Origin of the sequence: Enterobacter sp. SENG-6, assembly GCF_001605945.1 — a bacterium.
Taxonomy (GTDB): Bacteria; Pseudomonadota; Gammaproteobacteria; order Enterobacterales; family Enterobacteriaceae; genus Enterobacter; species Enterobacter cloacae.
This window is the reverse complement of the sequence record NZ_LOMM01000033.1, coordinates 163046-178896: the sequence shown is the minus strand read 5'-3', so window position 1 is coordinate 178896 and position 15851 is coordinate 163046. Positions and strand designations below refer to the sequence as shown.

Genomic DNA, 15851 nt, shown 5'->3' with positions numbered 1-15851 from the left:
CAACGATACCTGGCAGAAGCACCAGGTGATCCAACTGAGGAGAATGACATGGCGGTAACGCAAACAGCCCAGGCATGTGACCTGGTCATTTTCGGCGCGAAAGGCGATCTTGCACGCCGAAAATTGCTGCCTTCCCTGTATCAACTGGAGAAAGCGGGCCAACTTCATCCGGATACCCGTATCCTGGGTGTAGGGCGCGCCGACTGGGACAAGGACGCATACACCAAAGTCGTGCGTGAAGCGCTCGAAACTTTCATGAAAGAGAAAATTGATGAAAGTTTGTGGGATACCCTGAGCGGACGTCTCGATTTCTGCAATCTGGATGTGAACGACGTGAGCGCGTTTACCCGTCTGGGTGAGATGCTGGATCAGAAAAACCGGGTCACCATTAACTATTTCGCTATGCCACCAAGCACCTTCGGCGCCATCTGTAAAGGTCTGGGCGAAGCGAATCTGAACGCCAAACCTGCGCGTGTGGTAATGGAAAAACCGCTGGGTACCTCGCTGTCTACCTCCCGCGAAATCAACGACCAGGTGGGCGAATACTTCGAAGAGTGCCAGGTCTACCGCATCGACCACTATCTGGGCAAAGAGACGGTACTGAACCTGCTGGCGCTGCGTTTTGCCAACTCCCTGTTTGTGAACAACTGGGACAACCGTACCATCGACCACGTGGAAATCACCGTGGCCGAAGAGGTGGGTATTGAAGGCCGCTGGGGTTACTTTGACCAGGCCGGTCAGATGCGTGACATGATCCAGAACCACCTGCTGCAGGTACTCTGCATGATTGCCATGTCTCCGCCATCGGACCTGACCGCTGACAGCATCCGCGACGCGAAGGTGAAAGTGCTGAAGTCACTGCGTCGTATCGACCGTTCTAACGTGCGCGAGAAGACAGTGCGTGGTCAGTACACATCCGGCTTTGCGCAGGGCAAAAAAGTCCCTGGCTATCTGGAAGAAGAGGGCGCGAACAAGTCCAGCAACACCGAGACGTTCGTGGCGATCCGCGTGGATATCGATGACTGGCGTTGGGCGGGTGTGCCGTTCTACCTGCGTACCGGTAAACGTCTGCCAGCCAAATGCTCTGAAGTTGTCGTTTACTTCAAAAACCCTGAGCTGAACCTGTTCAAAGAGTCGTGGCAGGAGCTGCCGCAGAACAAACTGACTATCCGTCTGCAGCCGGATGAAGGTGTGGATATCCAGATCCTGAACAAAGTGCCGGGGCTGGATCACAAACATAACCTGCAGACCACCAAACTGGATCTGAGCTACTCCGAGACCTTCAATCAAACGCACCTGGCGGATGCTTACGAGCGCCTGCTGCTGGAAACCATGCGCGGTATCCAGGCGCTGTTTGTGCGTCGCGACGAAGTGGAAGAGGCGTGGAAATGGGTCGACTCCATCACCGAAGCCTGGGCTGCCGATCAGGATCCGCCAAAACCGTATCAGGCGGGCACCTGGGGACCTGTCGCCTCCGTGGCGATGATCACCCGTGATGGCCGCTCCTGGAACGAGTTTGAGTAAGATAATCCTCTAGCCCGAAGGTGTTATTTTACCGGTAACATGATCTAACACAGCTAGTGGCACAATTTTTATACTTTTAAGCTCCGCGTGGATTCACCCGCGGGGCTTTTTTTATTACACTGCCGGAAGCGATTTTGCCCCTGAGCTCCGGACAGCAAGCGTTTCAGCGTTGTTAACAACTGCCAGCGACTTTGTAAACTCCCGAGCCCGGACAGATAAATTATAGGAGCTTTTATGAATCCGACATTGTTACGCGTAACACAGCGCATTATCGAGCGCTCGAAAGAGACCCGTTCGGCCTACCTCGCCCGCATTGAACAGGCTAAGACCAATACCGTACACCGCTCGCAGCTGGCCTGCGGTAACCTGGCGCACGGTTTCGCCGCCTGTCAGCCTGAAGACAAAGCCTCATTAAAGAGCATGCTGCGTAACAATATCGCCATCATTACCTCCTATAACGACATGCTCTCCGCGCATCAGCCGTACGAAGTGTACCCGGACATCATCCGTAAAGCGCTGCACAGCGTGAATGCGGTGGGCCAGGTGGCGGGGGGCGTGCCGGCCATGTGTGACGGTGTGACCCAGGGACAGGACGGGATGGAGCTGTCGCTGCTGAGCCGCGAAGTCATTGCCATGTCTGCAGCGGTCGGTCTTTCTCACAATATGTTCGATGGCGCGCTGTACCTCGGCGTGTGCGACAAGATTGTCCCGGGGCTCGCCATGGCGGCGCTGTCGTTTGGTCATCTTCCGGCCATTTTTGTGCCGTCAGGTCCGATGGCCAGCGGTTTGCCAAACAAAGAAAAAGTGCGTATCCGCCAGCTGTATGCCGAAGGTAAAGCAGACCGCCAGGCGCTGCTGGAAGCGGAAGCCGCCTCTTACCATGCGCCGGGTACCTGTACCTTCTACGGTACGGCCAACACCAACCAGATGGTGGTGGAATTTATGGGGATGCAGCTTCCGGGCTCCTCCTTCATTCAACCCGATGCGCCGCTGCGCAAGGCTCTGACCGAAGCCGCCGCCCGTCAGGTGACGCGTCTGACCGGGAACGGCAACGAGTGGATGCCGCTGGGTAAAATGGTCGACGAGAAAGTGATCGTCAACGGCATCGTGGCCCTGCTGGCAACGGGGGGCTCAACCAACCACACCATGCACCTTGTGGCAATGGCACGTGCGGCTGGCATCCTGATCAACTGGGATGATTTCTCCGACATCTCTTCCGTGGTGCCGCTGATGGCGCGCCTGTATCCGAACGGTCCGGCAGACATTAACCACTTCCAGGCCGCCGGTGGCGTACCGGTGTTGATGCGTGAGCTGCTCAAGGGCGGTCTGCTGCACGAAGACGTGAACACGGTGGCGGGTTATGGTCTGCATCGCTATACCCTTGAGCCGTGGCTGAACAACGGTGAGCTGGACTGGCGTGATGGGGCGAGCGCCTCTCTTGATCCGCAGGTCATTGCTACCTTCGAACAGCCGTTCTCACGCCACGGCGGCACGAAAGTGCTGAGCGGCAATCTGGGACGCGCGGTGATGAAAACCTCTGCCGTGCCGGAAGAGAACCAGGTGATTGAAGCCCCGGCAGTGGTCTTTGAGAGCCAGCATGATGTTTTACCTGCCTTTGATGCGGGCCTTCTCGACAAGGATTGCGTGGTAGTGGTGCGTCATCAGGGACCCAAAGCGAACGGGATGCCAGAATTACATAAACTTATGCCACCACTTGGTGTATTATTGGACCGCCGTTTCAAAATTGCACTGGTCACCGATGGACGCCTCTCGGGTGCCTCAGGTAAAGTGCCTTCAGCCATCCACGTAACGCCTGAAGCGTATGATGGTGGTTTGCTGGCTAAGGTGCGTGACGGCGACATCATCCGCGTCAATGGCCAGACAGGTGAGTTAACCCTGCTGGTGGACGAAGCCGAGCTGGCGGCCCGTCAGCCGCATATTCCAGACCTGAGCGCATCGCGCGTGGGAACCGGACGCGAAATGTTTGGCGCGCTGCGTGAGAAACTCTCCGGGGCGGAGCAGGGCGCAACCTGTATTACGTTTTAAGACGACTTGATTTTATCGATCTGGCGAGAGAAAACTCTGATGAAAAACTGGAAAACAAGTGCAGAAGCAATCCTGACCACAGGCCCCGTTGTGCCGGTTATCGTGGTGAACAAACTGGAGCACGCGGTACCGATGGCGAAAGCGCTGGTCGCGGGTGGCGTTCGCGTTCTGGAAGTGACCCTGCGTACCGCCTGCGCGATGGATGCGATTCGTGCAATCGCTAAAGAAGTGCCGGATGCCATCATTGGTGCGGGTACCGTTACGAACGCAAAACAGCTGGCTGAAGTGACCGAAGCGGGCGCGCAGTTTGCCATCAGCCCGGGTCTGACCGAGCCGCTGTTGAAAGCGGCAACCGAGGGCACCATCCCGCTGATCCCCGGGATCAGCACCGTTTCTGAACTGATGCTGGGCATGGACTACGGTCTGAAAGAGTTCAAATTCTTCCCGGCAGAAGCCAACGGCGGCACCAAAGCGCTGCAGGCGATTGCGGGTCCCTTCTCTCAGGTGCGTTTCTGCCCGACGGGCGGCATCTCTCCGGCCAACTACCGTGATTACCTGGCGCTGAAGAGCGTGCTGTGCATCGGCGGCTCCTGGCTGGTACCGGCGGATGCCCTTGAAGCAGGCGACTGGGATCGCATCACCAGACTGGCTCGCGAAGCGGTTGAAGGCGCGAAGCAGTAAGCACCTCGCATCATGAAAAACGGGCCATCAGGCCCGTTTTTTTTATCCGTTAACGCTAACCGCGGCAGCGGCAGCTTTCGCCCTTGCCACGGCATCATCCACGCTATCGCCAGTGGCTAATGCCACGCCCAGTCGACGCGTACCGTCGATCTCCGGTTTCCCGAACAGGCGAACCTGCAGACCTGCCCCAACCGCGCCTTCAACGTTGTCAAAGGTGACGTTCTGGCTGGTCAGTTGCGGGAGGATCACCGCCGAGGCGGCCGGACCATACTGGCGAATATTGCCAACCGGCAGGCCGAGGAACGCGCGCACGTGCAGGGCGAACTCGGAGAGATCCTGGGAAATCAGGGTCACCATCCCCGTATCGTGCGGACGAGGGGACACTTCGCTGAAAATCACCTCATCACCGCAGACAAACAGTTCCACGCCGAACAGGCCGTAACCGCCCAGCGCCAGTACCGTTTTACGGGCGATCTCCTGCGCGCGCGCCAGCGCCAGGGCACTCATCTGCTGCGGCTGCCAGGATTCACGGTAATCGCCATCCTCCTGACGGTGTCCAATCGGATCGCAGAAATGGACGCCATCAACGGCACTGACGGTCAGGAGGGTAATTTCGAAATCAAACTTCACCACGCCTTCAACAATCACGCGACCGGCTCCGGCGCGACCGCCCTGTTGGGCATAATCCCACGCCTTGTCCAGCGTGCTGCTGTCGCGGATGAAGCTCTGCCCTTTACCGGAGGAGCTCATCACCGGCTTAATGATGCACGGATAGCCAATCTCCTCAACGGCCTGCAGGAAAGCAGCTTTATCGCCGGCAAAACGATAGCCAGAGGTGGGTAATCCCAGCTCTTCCGCCGCCAGGCGACGAATGCCTTCGCGATTCATGGTCAGCTTCGCGGCCTTTGCACAGGGCACCACGCGCTGGCCTTCCTGTTCAAGGGCAAGCAGCGTATCGGTGGCAATGGCTTCGATCTCCGGTACGACAAAATCCGGTTTCTCACGCGTAATCAGCTCGCGCAGGGCATCGCCATCCAGCATGTTAATCACATAAGAACGGTGGGCAACGTGCATGGCGGGTGCATCGGCGTACCGGTCTACGGCAATGACTTCCACGCCTAAACGCTGACACTCAATGGCGACCTCTTTGCCCAGTTCACCCGATCCCAACAGCATTACACGCGTCGCCGCAGGTCGCAGCGCGGTTCCTAAACGAGTCATAACAATCCCCCTGAAAAAGTTGCGCGCAGTATAAACGAAAACGTTTGCGTGTGTCTTGATCGGGGCCCGTGCGCGGGGAAGAAATTTGCGCTTCTTTAGCCCCGCCAGACATTTCCTGACGCCTGCTCGCTTACGCTGTGGAACATGTACACCGTTAAGTGAGGGAAACCATGTCTGGCTGGTTAAATCAATTGCAATCACTGTTAGGGCAGAAAACATCGCCATCCGGCGAGCAGGGGCTGAGCAAACTGGTCCCCGGGGCGCTCGGCGGGCTGGCAGGCCTGCTGGTGGCGAATAAATCCTCGCGCAAGTTGCTGGCAAAATATGGCACCGGCGCGTTACTGGCCGGTGGCGGAGCCATTGCGGGCACGGTTCTGTGGAACAAATACAAGGACAGAGTGCGAACCGCACATAGCGATGAACCCGATTATGGTCAACATACGTCACCGTTGGATTTGCGCACTGAACGGCTGATCCTTGCGCTGGTTTTTGCCGCGAAAAGTGACGGGCATATCGACGATAAAGAACGGTCGGCGATTGAGCAGCAGCTGCGGGAGGCCGGTGTGGAAGAGCAGGGCAGAACGCTGGTGGCTCAGGCCATCGAACAGCCGCTGGATCCGCAGCGCCTTGCGCAAAGCGTAAAGAATGAGGAGGAGGCGCTTGAACTCTATTTCTTAAGCTGTGCCGCCATTGATATTGACCACTTTATGGAGCGCAGCTACCTCAATGCCCTCGGCGACGCGTTGAAGATCCCTCAGGACGTGCGCGACGGCATTGAGAAGGATATCAGGGAGCAAAAACAGGCGTTAGCGTGTTAACTGTCACCGTCGAGGTCATGTTTCGCTTGCATCATGCGCGTGTTTTGCCAACCTTATAGGGTGTAAAACTCAAAAGAAACATGACATGCCACCAAAAGCCCGACGTACTCCTTATGCGATCACCACGCATGGCGATACGCGCATTGACAACTATTACTGGCTCCGGGACGATTCGCGTTCCCGGCCAGAGGTGCTCGACTATTTGCACGCGGAAAATGACTATGGCCGCAAGGTCATGGCCAGCCAGCAGGCGCTTCAGGATCAGTTGCTGAATGAAATGGTGCAGCGTATTCCCCAGCGCGATGTCTCCGCACCCTGGACCAAAAACGGCTATCGTTATCGCCATATCTACGAGCCCGGTAACGAATATCCCATCTACCAGCGTCAGTCGGTGTTAAGCGCCGAGTGGGATGAATGGGATATTTTGCTGGATGCTAACCAGCGTGCTGCCCACAGCGAGTTTTATACGCTGGGCGGCATGTCGGTCTCGCCCGATAACGCCATTATGGCGCTGGCGGAAGATTACCTCTCCCGGCGTCAGTACGGCCTGCGTTTTCGCAATCTGGAAACCGGTAACTGGTATCCTGAGATGATTGCGAACGTTTCGCCGGATTTTGTCTGGGCGAATGATTCTGAAACCGTCTACTACGTGAAGAAACATGCCTCCACGCTGCTGCCTTATCAGGTATGGCGTCATACCGTCGGCACCAGTGCGGATGATGACGAGCTGGTCTACGAAGAGAAAGATGAAACGTTCTATGTCAGTCTGCATAAAACGTCGTCACGCCACTATGTGATTATCTTCCTCGCCAGCGCAACCACCTCTGAAGTTCTGCTCCTGGATGCCGAACTGCCTGATGCGCAGCCGCTCTGCTTCCTGCCGCGTCGTAAAGATCATGAGTACAGCCTGGATCACTTCCAGCACAGCTTTTACCTGCGCTCTAACCGCGAGGGCAAAAACTTTGGCCTCTATAAAACCAAAGTACGCGATGAACGGAAATGGGAAGTGCTCATTCCTGCGCGGGAACAGGTGATGCTCGAAGGATTTACCCTCTTTACCGACTGGCTGGTGGTGGAAGAGCGCCAGCGGGGGCTGACCAGCCTGCGGCAAATTAACCGCAAAACGCGGGAGGTCATCGGGATTGCGTTTGACGATCCGGCCTATGTTACGTGGATTGGGTTTAATCCCGAGCCGGAATCGTCCCGCTTGCGCTATGGCTACTCGTCAATGACCACGCCGGATACGCTGTTTGAACTGGACATGGAGACCGGCCAACGTCAGGTGCTTAAGCAGTCTGAGGTAAAAGGGTTTGATTCCGATAACTACCGAAGCGAACACCTGTGGGTCACCGCCCGGGATGGCGTTGAGGTGCCCGTCTCGCTCGTCTATCACAAGGCGCATTTCCAGAAAGGGAAAAACCCGATCCTGGTCTACGGGTATGGATCCTACGGCTCAAGCATGGATGCCGATTTCAGCAGCAGCAGATTAAGCCTGCTCGATCGTGGCTTTGTTTTCGCCATCGCCCACGTGCGCGGTGGTGGCGAGCTGGGCCAGCACTGGTACGAAGACGGGAAATTCCTGAAGAAGAAAAACACCTTTAACGACTATCTCGACGTCTGCGATGCGCTAATAGAGCAGGGCTATGGCGATCCGCAGCTCTGCTTTGGCATGGGCGGCAGTGCGGGAGGGCTGCTGATGGGGGCGGCCATTAACCAGCGTCCTGACCGCTTCAAAGGGGTCATCGCGCAGGTTCCGTTTGTCGACGTGGTAACCACGATGCTGGATGAGTCTATTCCGCTGACGACCGGTGAGTTTGAAGAGTGGGGGAATCCTCAGGACGAGATCTATTACCGCTATATGAAAGAATACAGCCCGTACGATAACGTGGAAGCCAAAGCCTATCCGCACATGCTGGTGACCACCGGCCTGCACGATTCACAGGTGCAATACTGGGAGCCCGCAAAGTGGGTGGCGAAGCTGCGTGAGCTGAAAACCGATAATAACCTGCTGCTACTCTGTACCGACATGGACTCCGGACACGGCGGGAAATCGGGACGATTCAAATCGTATGAAGGGGTCGCGCTGGAGTATGCCTTTTTGATTGGCCTGGCGCAGGAAACGCTGCCAGGCCGTGCCGGAAGTTAAGCTTCACCCAGATAGTGCTTGAGCGTTAAGCGCAGCTCCGGGCTCATTTTGTCGAGGTTGTTATACAGCCAGCGCAGGTAGCCCGGATCTTTATCGGCGATATCGGACACCGCTTTGCCGCGGTATTTGCCAAAGGTGAAGGTGGTCAGCAGCGCCGGTCGCCCGGTGATCGTCGCCATATCATCCGGCGTCCAGCCAGAGGTATTCATAATGTCTATGAGTAGCGCCGCGGTGATATAGCAGTCGTACAGGGCGCGGTGATGATGCAGCCCCTCGGGCGTTCTGACGCTGAGCTTACGCGATTTATACAGCGCCATATTGCTGTATTTGATCCCCGGCCACAGACGACGCGCCAGCTTCATGGTGCAAATCCATTCGCCGGGCATCTCGGGCAGTACCCGGCGGTCAAAGCTGGCGTTGTGCGCGACATACCACGGGCTGCCGTAATAGTGCGGAATGACCTCTTCAATCCAGGGTTTATCCGCCACCATCGATTCTGTAATGCGATGAATGGCCATCGCCTGCGGGCTAATCGGGCGGTCGGGACGCACCAGATGGCTCATGGGATTGACGATTTTACCGTCAATGACGTCAACAGACGCCACTTCCACTATTCCGCCCTGAAGATCGCAAGTTTCGGTATCGATGACGCGCAGCATTGAACGCTCCTGAGCTAAAACGCTTAGCCTAAAGGAATGATATCGCCTTGCCAACCCTGTCGGCCCAGAGATCCGGTCAATAATAGTTCGCCCTTATCCGCACGGACAATCAGCTGGCCTTTTTCATCCCACAGCGCGCTACCGCCACGGGCGTTCGCCATTAACACGGCAATGGCATACCTGTGCGCGAAGCGCTGCAACGTGTTGATGGACTGGCGCCAGCGGGTATCGCCCACCGACTGACAGCTGGTAAACAGCGTCGCCTGCGGATCCAGATTGGGGGAATCGGCATGCGTATCAACAATCGTCAGCTGTTTATCACCCGGCACCAGGCTGGCTCCGCTTCCCTGGGGGTAGCGCAGGATGCTGTGCCGGGATGGCGAAAACAGGGCGAGGCCCTTTACGCGCTGACCATTCAGATCAAGGGGCAGACCGGCAATGATGGTGATCCGGTAACGCTTTGCGGCGGCCAGCAAGGGGGCCAGCTGTGCGTCATCGGGTGGGGGAGGTAGGTCCGTCTTTCCCGGTCCTGTTAACGAGAGTTCAGGAAAGACCAGGAGATCGCACCGCTGTTGTGCCGCTTCCGCAACGAAACGGAGGTGGTGCGCTACGTGGTCATCTACACTGTGATGCTGCCCGGCATACTGGGCGGCGGCAATATTCCATTGTGACATCGTGACTTCCTTATACACAGAGTCGCAGGATTTAAGAATACACCTAAACTAATCAGGGTTTTCTTATCCTGGCATATTCCGCGTAAGGAAGTGTAACGAGTCGTTAAGCTTATTTAACTTTAGGTTCGTACGGCAAACGAGAGAGATTGACCGACGCGAGTCGGTGCGCAATCAAACGTTCGCGGAACCAGTCACGCAGATGGGCGGGTTGCTCACGTTCCACCACCTCAGCCACGATTGGCATGTTGTAACGCTCTTTAAACGCGACACCTGCGGCAACGAGATCGACATTCACTTTATCCATCTCGTCCTGAGGAAGGGCAGCCAGATTGATCTTCATTACCTTCTCCTTTTTATGCGGCGGCAACGTTACCGCGATTGCACGATGATGACAAGCGGAGGTGGGATGATCCTCGACTCGATTATTATACAGCGTTATTCTTTAGCATACAGGCATAACAAAAAGGAATGATTGCGATGGGTTTATCCGCTTCCCGCGCGGTATGTGCGCTGGCTTTTCTCTTCTCTTCCGTTACAGCGACCCCGGTGCTGGCGCATGCGCACCTCCAGCAACAAATCCCGGCAGCCGATAGCCAGGTAACGGCTCCTCAGGCGCTTACCCTGAATTTTTCCGAAGGCATTGAACCCGGATTCAGCGGTGTCGTGGTGAAGGATGCACAGGGGAACGTGGTTAAAACCGGTGATATACAGCGTGACGAGCAGAATAAGGCCCAGTTCCATGTTCCGCTGGAGCAGACGCTGGTGACCGGCACGTACCAGGTTGACTGGCATGTGGTCTCGGTAGATGGTCACAAAACCAAAGGCAGCTATCGCTTCAGCGTGAAATAATATGCTGGCCTTCATCTACGTGGGGTTGCGCTTTATCCATTTCGGCGCGCTGATGCTGATTTTTGGTAATGCGCTGTATAGCGTCTGGTTCGCGCCGTCTTCTTTGTACCGTCTGATGTCCTGTCGTTTTCAGGTGCAGCAGCAGATTGCGGCGCTGGTCAGTCTGACGTCAGCCATGCTGATGTTCATGATTCAGGCGGGGCTCATGGGCAACGGCTGGGGAGACGTGTTTAACCCGAACGTCTGGCAGAGCGTGCTGGCAACGCAGTTTGGTAGCGTGTGGCTGTGGCAAATTATCCTGGGTGCAATTGCGGCCTGTGTCGCCTGGCTTGCGCCCCAGAAAGGATCGCGACTCTTGCTGCTCGCCATGGGGCAATTTGTCCTGCTGGCAGGTGTAGGGCATGCGGCAATGAACGACGGTGCAGCGGGGTCGTTGCAGCGTATCAATCACGCTCTGCATCTGCTCTGTGCCGCCACCTGGGTTGGCGGCCTCCTGCCGCTGCTGTATTGCATGCATCTGGCGAAAGGGCGCTGGCGGGTTGCGGCAATTTACACCATGATGCGCTTCTCTCGCGTGGGGCATTATGCCGTAGCGGGGGTCGTGCTTACCGGCGCGATCAATGGGCTCTTTATTCTGGGCATCACGGTGCCCTGGCAGACGGGCTACGTGCAACTTTTGTTGTTCAAATGTGCGCTGGTGGCATTGATGGTGGTAATTGCGCTGGTGAATCGGTATTTTCTGGTGCCACGGTTTGGTGCCCACATCGGGCGCGAACAACAGATTTTTATCAGGATGACACAGGCAGAGGTGGTGCTGGGGGCGTTGGTGCTGGCAACAGTCAGCCTGTTCGCGACCTGGGAACCCTTTTGACAAGGTTAAAAAGCATATGAAAAAGACAGTACTTTCTCTCTTATTGTTGGCCTGCACGGGTAGCGCGCTGGCGGCACCGCAGGTTATTACCGTCAGCCGTTTTGAAGTGGGTAAGGATAAATGGGCGTTCAATCGTGAAGAGGTGATGCTGACCTGCCGTCCGGGTCATGCGCTGTATGCCATCAACCCAAGCACGCTGGTGCAATACCCGTTAAACGACGCGGCCGAACAGCAGGTCGCCAGCGGTAAGAGCAGCGGACAGCCCATCAGCGTTATCCAGATTGACGACCCGTCCAGCCCGGGGCAGAAAATGAGCCTGGCGCCGTTTATCGAACGCGCTGACAAGCTCTGCTAGCTTTCGGTTTCCAGTAAAAAAAACCGCAGTGGCTTGCGAAAGCACTGCGGTTTTTCATATTTATTGATGTTTTGACGCTTTTTTTCCGGCCGCTTTAGCTGTGGACTGGAAAACCTGGCGTCGTCATCTATTCTTAAAAGGCAAGGCGACTTAGCCTGCATTAATGCCAACTTTTAGCGCACGGCTCTCTCCCAAGAGCCATTTCCCTGGACCGAATACAGGAATCGTATTCGGTCTCTTTTTATCTGATTGAAAGTAGCGACAAAATCCACTTATCGACTCTCTCAGAAGGGACACTTCCAGTGAACCGCCTTCAACCATACCACACTACGGCAGGCGGAAGTCCAGCCCTTTTTGACGGTTTTGTTAAATTTTTGTATGTGGTTGGCAAAAGCAAGACGCAGGGTTAAAAGCGGGCGTTAATGGCCGTTTTAATTTCATCAAGCAGCTCAAAACGGCGGCGATATTCTGCCCGTTTCTTACTGGCAATCTCGTCCAGGGATTTGCGCGCCATCTCAAGTGGCAACTGCCAGCAGAAGGTCGAGCGTTTCTTACCGTCCAGGGTTTCCCAAAACTCATCGTAGCTGGCGTGGAAATGACGGCCTTTGCTCAGGCGATAACGCAACGCGCGGAAAACATGGCCCTCATCACTGACGGCATAGATGGCGCGGATGTTTGACTGTGCGACCAGCTGGAAAATCACTTCCATCAGTACGCGTTTTGGGAACAGACCGTGGCAGGCGCGGGTAGCCTGTTTGATCACATCGCGCGTGACGCCACGGCGAGGCCCCTGAAGACCGCCGATCACCAGTACCCGTTGTCCCGCGCTGTGCGCAACAGTGAAGGTCAGGCTTGCGAGCAAGGTATTCTCGTCATCGCGCAGCCACAGTGTGCTTTCACCTTCGCGCTCGGCTTTGTGAGCGGAGGAGGCGTTGACGGTATAGAGCACCTCATTTTTAGCCCTGAACTGCACGACAGGTTGCTCCTGAGGGCTGGTCAGCGCATGGGCGAGTAAGGGGTCTTTCAGACCATCAATCCAGTGGTAGTGGCTGACGATCGCGTCAGCACGGTCGCCGGCATTCAGGCCGCGCATCAAGTACTGGCGGTGGGTTTTACTGGGTAACGTGATTTGCGCGGCCAGCAGTCGATCAAAGTCATCCCGGCCAGAGAGTGCCTCAAGCATGCGTCGGGTAGAAGACCAGAACAGAAGCGAGCGTAACAGGAATTTCAGCCGATACTCACGCTTTTTCCAGATGGGGCCCGGAACGCATCTTCCGTTGACCAGGTCGGAAATAATATGTGTACGATGCGGATAGAGCACATCGTTATGCAGGTGAGTATTGGACACGTTGAAACCTCTCTTTTATTTAGCGCTTATTTTAAAGGCCCGATAAAAAGGGATTAATAGCGCGGGAAGGTTTATTTCCGTTTGGTTTAGCGTTTGTTTGGCTTTGTGATGCCCGGCGCTGATATTTGCATTTTCTGATGCGGCTATACTTATTCAGGGAGGCCTTATGTATCAGCGAATCGATGGTGGAAAGTGGCGTCACGTCTGGGTTGTGAGCGATATACACGGTTGCTATCAGTGGCTCTTGGACGAACTGAAACGCCGCCGTTTTAATCCTTATGAGGATTTGCTGATCTCCGTTGGGGATTTGATTGATCGTGGCCCTGACAGCGTTAAATGCCTGCAACTGATCAATGAAAAATGGTTTCGCGCAGTCCGGGGGAACCATGAGCAAATGGCAATCGACAGCGTGGAAAATAACGACTTTGCGCTCTGGTTGATGAATGGTGGAAGCTGGTTTTCGCAGCTTGGTGATTCGCAACAGCAGCAGGCGCTGACCCTGTTAGAAGCGTGCCGACAGTTGCCGCTGATTATTGAGATAACCTGCACAAACGGCCTGAATGTCATTGCTCATGCTGACTATCCGGCAGCGGAATATCGCTGGCAGCAGCCGGTGAGCGCTGAGCGGGTGCTGTGGGATCGGGATCGGCTAATGGGGTTTATGGCAGGAAAAGGGCAGGGAATTCGCGGAGCGGATCACTTCTGGTTTGGTCATACGTCGCTGGATAAGCGATATGATTTTGACAACCTGCACTACATTGATACCGGCGCGGTGTTTGACGGCTATTTCACGCTGGCGCAGCTGCAGTAATAAATAACCCGCCTTCGGGCGGGTTCTCTCTGGTCAGGCAAGACGCATGACCCAGGCATCGGTTTTACTATCGTAATGCTCGCGGTAAAGGACGGAATGTTCGCCATCAAGGATTGCCGGAACGCTGGTGTCGGCATCCCAGGCATCCAGTTGCATACACAAATCCGGGTCGGATTTGCAGGGAATACTTAACGTTCGTTCGCCCTGGGTTTCGCCGCGCAACTCTGCGTCGTCGATTTCAAAAGCGCCAATTCGCACGCTGGTTTTCGTCATAATGCTCTCCGGGTGTGTTGTCAAAATCTGGTATGACCAGTGCAGCCATCCATTTTTGATCGTAGACAAGGAGAGCAAAATCGCCAGTAAAAAAGTGCGCTTTTTTTAGTCGGCGCGATCGTTACCGGTAAACAAGCGACCATCGCGCACCAGTTCGCGTGGATAGCTGTTTTTCAGACGCGAACCCACTTTCTTTGCCAGTCCCAGCGGGTATCCCTGGTACGTCACCACAACGTCATCCTGAGAAGGGGTCGTTTCCGGATACACATCGCGCCCCCGGTACCACTCTTCAGCTTCCTGATGCGTCAGCGCGAAGGTGTTAGCCGTGCCGGCAAGGGCAATGACCGCCTCGTGCTGCCAGCGATAGCCCTTGTTATGCACTTCCGCCAGGCGGATCCCGATTCGGGAAAAACGAACTTTGCCGATAAGCGGTTCGATGTTCGCCGGGAAAAGCCAAATCTCTTTATCACGCTGCCAGAGGTGGAGATCGTCGTTCCAGTTCAGTCCGGCTTTGCGGGCTGCGGTGGTGACCTGCTCTGCTTCACGGCTCTTCAGCGGTGTGAAGGGGAAATTACCGACCTTAAATGTTGGCGCGGGCAGTGGTGCGATGGCGGCAGTTTTACGCAGACGGGCGACAAAAAAACCTTCGCAGTCATAAATCTGCGGGAATACGTGGAGGAAACCTTCCGGGGTGATGGCGTCTTCAGCAGAGGCAAATAAGTCATTCAGTGGCAGAAACTCAACCGCATCGGGGTATTGCGCTTTCAGCCACAGGCAGACATCTTCATTTTCATCACGGTTTAACGTGCAGGTGGAATAAACCAGCGTACCGCCTGGACGAAGGGCATGAAACGCGCTGTCGATCAGTTCGCGCTGCGTTGAGGCAATGTCGAGGTTGCTTTCAACTGACCAGTTTTTTAGCGCATCGGGATCTTTGCGTACCACGCCTTCACCGGAGCAGGGGGCGTCCAGCAGGATGGCGTCAAACGCTTCCGGCAGGGCGGCGCCAAACACGCGTCCATCGAAATGCGTCAGGGCAACATTCTGAATGCCGCAGCGGCTGATGTTGGCATGCAGCACTTTCACGCGGCTGGCTGAAAACTCATTGGCGAGAATGGCCCCGCGGTTAGCCATGCGGGCGGCAATCTGCGTGGTTTTTGAACCGGGGGCGGCAGCCATATCCATGACCCGTTCAGGCGCGTTGCCATCGGCAAACAGCGCAGCAACCGGCAGCATTGAGCTGGCTTCCTGAATATAAAACAGACCACTCAAATGCTCGGCGGTACTGCCCAGCGGCAGTGACGCTTCGTCCTCCCGTTCGATCCAGAAACCCTCTTCACACCACGGCACGGGCGTGAGCTGCCAGTGGTAAGGTGATACCAGCGCAAGGAAATCCGCGACGCTGATTTTCAGCGTGTTGACGCGAATACTCCGGCGTAACGGTCGCTGACAGGCGGCGATAAAATCGTCTAACGAGAGGTGAGAAGGAAGCGCCTCGCGCATCTGCGCCAGGAATTGTTCAGGAAGATATACGGAGTTTTGAGCCACGGGCACACCACAGGGAAAAGTTCAGGT

At 55.8% G+C, this 15851-nt stretch carries 16 protein-coding genes; 9 read left to right on the top strand and 7 right to left on the bottom strand.

The annotated features are described in order from the left end of the window. Positions 1-48: 48 nt before the first annotated feature. From zwf to kdgA, 3 genes are all read left to right on the top strand, one after another. Entirely contained in the window at positions 49-1524 is a 1476-nt protein-coding gene (gene zwf, locus AX755_RS16595; RefSeq protein ID WP_014832396.1) for a glucose-6-phosphate dehydrogenase, read from the top strand. Positions 1525-1758: 234 nt separating this feature from the next. Then, a complete protein-coding gene (gene edd / locus AX755_RS16590; protein WP_029882311.1) occupies positions 1759-3570 on the top strand; it encodes a phosphogluconate dehydratase in 1812 nt (603 codons plus the stop codon). Positions 3571-3609: 39 nt separating this feature from the next. Then, complete coding sequence (gene kdgA / locus AX755_RS16585; protein ID WP_029882310.1) at positions 3610-4251, top strand: bifunctional 4-hydroxy-2-oxoglutarate aldolase/2-dehydro-3-deoxy-phosphogluconate aldolase; 642 nt, start codon at positions 3610-3612, stop codon at positions 4249-4251. A gap of 42 nt (positions 4252-4293) precedes the next feature. Here kdgA and purT read toward each other — a convergent pair whose 3' ends face one another. Beyond that, positions 4294-5472 carry a formate-dependent phosphoribosylglycinamide formyltransferase gene (gene purT / locus AX755_RS16580; protein ID WP_062857109.1) on the bottom strand — a complete coding sequence of 393 codons (1179 nt, stop codon included), beginning with the start codon at positions 5470-5472 and terminating at the stop codon, positions 4294-4296. Between the two features lie 170 nt (positions 5473-5642). Between purT and AX755_RS16575 the strand changes: the two genes are divergently transcribed. After that, on the top strand, positions 5643-6290 hold the full coding sequence (locus tag AX755_RS16575; protein ID WP_062857108.1) for a tellurite resistance TerB family protein: 648 nt from the start codon (positions 5643-5645) through the stop codon (positions 6288-6290). A gap of 85 nt (positions 6291-6375) precedes the next feature. Next, positions 6376-8436: an oligopeptidase B gene (gene ptrB / locus AX755_RS16570; protein ID WP_020690816.1), complete on the top strand. Its 2061-nt coding sequence runs from the start codon at positions 6376-6378 to the stop codon at positions 8434-8436. Here the strand turns inward: ptrB and exoX are convergent. The 3 genes from exoX to AX755_RS16555 form a co-directional block, all read right to left on the bottom strand. Beyond that, complete coding sequence (gene exoX, locus AX755_RS16565; protein WP_013096100.1) at positions 8433-9095, bottom strand: exodeoxyribonuclease X; 663 nt, start codon at positions 9093-9095, stop codon at positions 8433-8435. The two genes, ptrB and exoX, sit on opposite strands and share 4 nt — an antisense overlap. A 23-nt stretch (positions 9096-9118) precedes the next feature. Continuing rightward, positions 9119-9769 carry a carbon-nitrogen hydrolase family protein gene (locus tag AX755_RS16560; RefSeq protein WP_062857107.1) on the bottom strand — a complete coding sequence of 217 codons (651 nt, stop codon included), beginning with the start codon at positions 9767-9769 and terminating at the stop codon, positions 9119-9121. Between the two features lie 109 nt (positions 9770-9878). Further along, positions 9879-10109: a DNA polymerase III subunit theta gene (locus AX755_RS16555; protein ID WP_062857106.1), complete on the bottom strand. Its 231-nt coding sequence runs from the start codon at positions 10107-10109 to the stop codon at positions 9879-9881. A gap of 137 nt (positions 10110-10246) precedes the next feature. Between AX755_RS16555 and yobA the strand changes: the two genes are divergently transcribed. The 3 genes from yobA to AX755_RS16540 are packed head-to-tail and all read left to right on the top strand — an operon-like array spanning position 10247 to position 11844. Beyond that, positions 10247-10618, top strand: coding sequence for a CopC domain-containing protein YobA (yobA, locus tag AX755_RS16550; protein ID WP_029882307.1), 372 nt, complete (start codon positions 10247-10249; stop codon positions 10616-10618). Between the two features lies 1 nt (position 10619). Then, entirely contained in the window at positions 10620-11489 is an 870-nt protein-coding gene (gene copD, locus AX755_RS16545) for a copper homeostasis membrane protein CopD (RefSeq protein ID WP_062857105.1), read from the top strand. Between the two features lie 16 nt (positions 11490-11505). After that, complete coding sequence (locus AX755_RS16540) at positions 11506-11844, top strand: YebY family protein (protein WP_013096105.1); 339 nt, start codon at positions 11506-11508, stop codon at positions 11842-11844. Positions 11845-12250: 406 nt separating this feature from the next. On the opposite strand, the gene AX755_RS16535 is transcribed toward AX755_RS16540, so the two are convergent. Next, positions 12251-13192 carry a VirK/YbjX family protein gene (locus tag AX755_RS16535; RefSeq protein ID WP_020690823.1) on the bottom strand — a complete coding sequence of 314 codons (942 nt, stop codon included), beginning with the start codon at positions 13190-13192 and terminating at the stop codon, positions 12251-12253. 166 nt (positions 13193-13358) lie between these two features. Between AX755_RS16535 and pphA the strand changes: the two genes are divergently transcribed. Beyond that, the gene (pphA, locus tag AX755_RS16530) at positions 13359-14003 is read left to right on the top strand and encodes a protein-serine/threonine phosphatase (protein ID WP_062857104.1); all 645 of its coding nucleotides are present in this window, start codon (positions 13359-13361) and stop codon (positions 14001-14003) included. Positions 14004-14036: 33 nt separating this feature from the next. Here the strand turns inward: pphA and AX755_RS16525 are convergent, their stop codons facing one another. Together AX755_RS16525 and rsmF are read right to left on the bottom strand one after the other, a co-directional pair. Further along, positions 14037-14276: a YebV family protein gene (locus AX755_RS16525; RefSeq protein ID WP_013096113.1), complete on the bottom strand. Its 240-nt coding sequence runs from the start codon at positions 14274-14276 to the stop codon at positions 14037-14039. A gap of 105 nt (positions 14277-14381) precedes the next feature. Continuing rightward, the gene (gene rsmF / locus AX755_RS16520; RefSeq protein WP_062857103.1) at positions 14382-15824 is read right to left on the bottom strand and encodes a 16S rRNA (cytosine(1407)-C(5))-methyltransferase RsmF; all 1443 of its coding nucleotides are present in this window, start codon (positions 15822-15824) and stop codon (positions 14382-14384) included. Positions 15825-15851: the final 27 nt, after the last annotated feature.

Coding starts and splice junctions, on each gene's coding strand:
- zwf (WP_014832396.1), top strand. CDS start 49: ATGGCGGTAACGCAAACAGCCCAGGCATGTGACCTGGTCATTTTCGGC.
- edd (WP_029882311.1), top strand. CDS start 1,759: ATGAATCCGACATTGTTACGCGTAACACAGCGCATTATCGAGCGCTCG.
- kdgA (WP_029882310.1), top strand. CDS start 3,610: ATGAAAAACTGGAAAACAAGTGCAGAAGCAATCCTGACCACAGGCCCC.
- purT (WP_062857109.1), bottom strand. CDS start 5,472: ATGACTCGTTTAGGAACCGCGCTGCGACCTGCGGCGACGCGTGTAATG.
- AX755_RS16575 (WP_062857108.1), top strand. CDS start 5,643: ATGTCTGGCTGGTTAAATCAATTGCAATCACTGTTAGGGCAGAAAACA.
- ptrB (WP_020690816.1), top strand. CDS start 6,376: ATGCCACCAAAAGCCCGACGTACTCCTTATGCGATCACCACGCATGGC.
- exoX (WP_013096100.1), bottom strand. CDS start 9,095: ATGCTGCGCGTCATCGATACCGAAACTTGCGATCTTCAGGGCGGAATA.
- AX755_RS16560 (WP_062857107.1), bottom strand. CDS start 9,769: ATGTCACAATGGAATATTGCCGCCGCCCAGTATGCCGGGCAGCATCAC.
- AX755_RS16555 (WP_062857106.1), bottom strand. CDS start 10,109: ATGAAGATCAATCTGGCTGCCCTTCCTCAGGACGAGATGGATAAAGTG.
- yobA (WP_029882307.1), top strand. CDS start 10,247: ATGGGTTTATCCGCTTCCCGCGCGGTATGTGCGCTGGCTTTTCTCTTC.
- copD (WP_062857105.1), top strand. CDS start 10,620: ATGCTGGCCTTCATCTACGTGGGGTTGCGCTTTATCCATTTCGGCGCG.
- AX755_RS16540 (WP_013096105.1), top strand. CDS start 11,506: ATGAAAAAGACAGTACTTTCTCTCTTATTGTTGGCCTGCACGGGTAGC.
- pphA (WP_062857104.1), top strand. CDS start 13,359: ATGTATCAGCGAATCGATGGTGGAAAGTGGCGTCACGTCTGGGTTGTG.
- AX755_RS16525 (WP_013096113.1), bottom strand. CDS start 14,276: ATGACGAAAACCAGCGTGCGAATTGGCGCTTTTGAAATCGACGACGCA.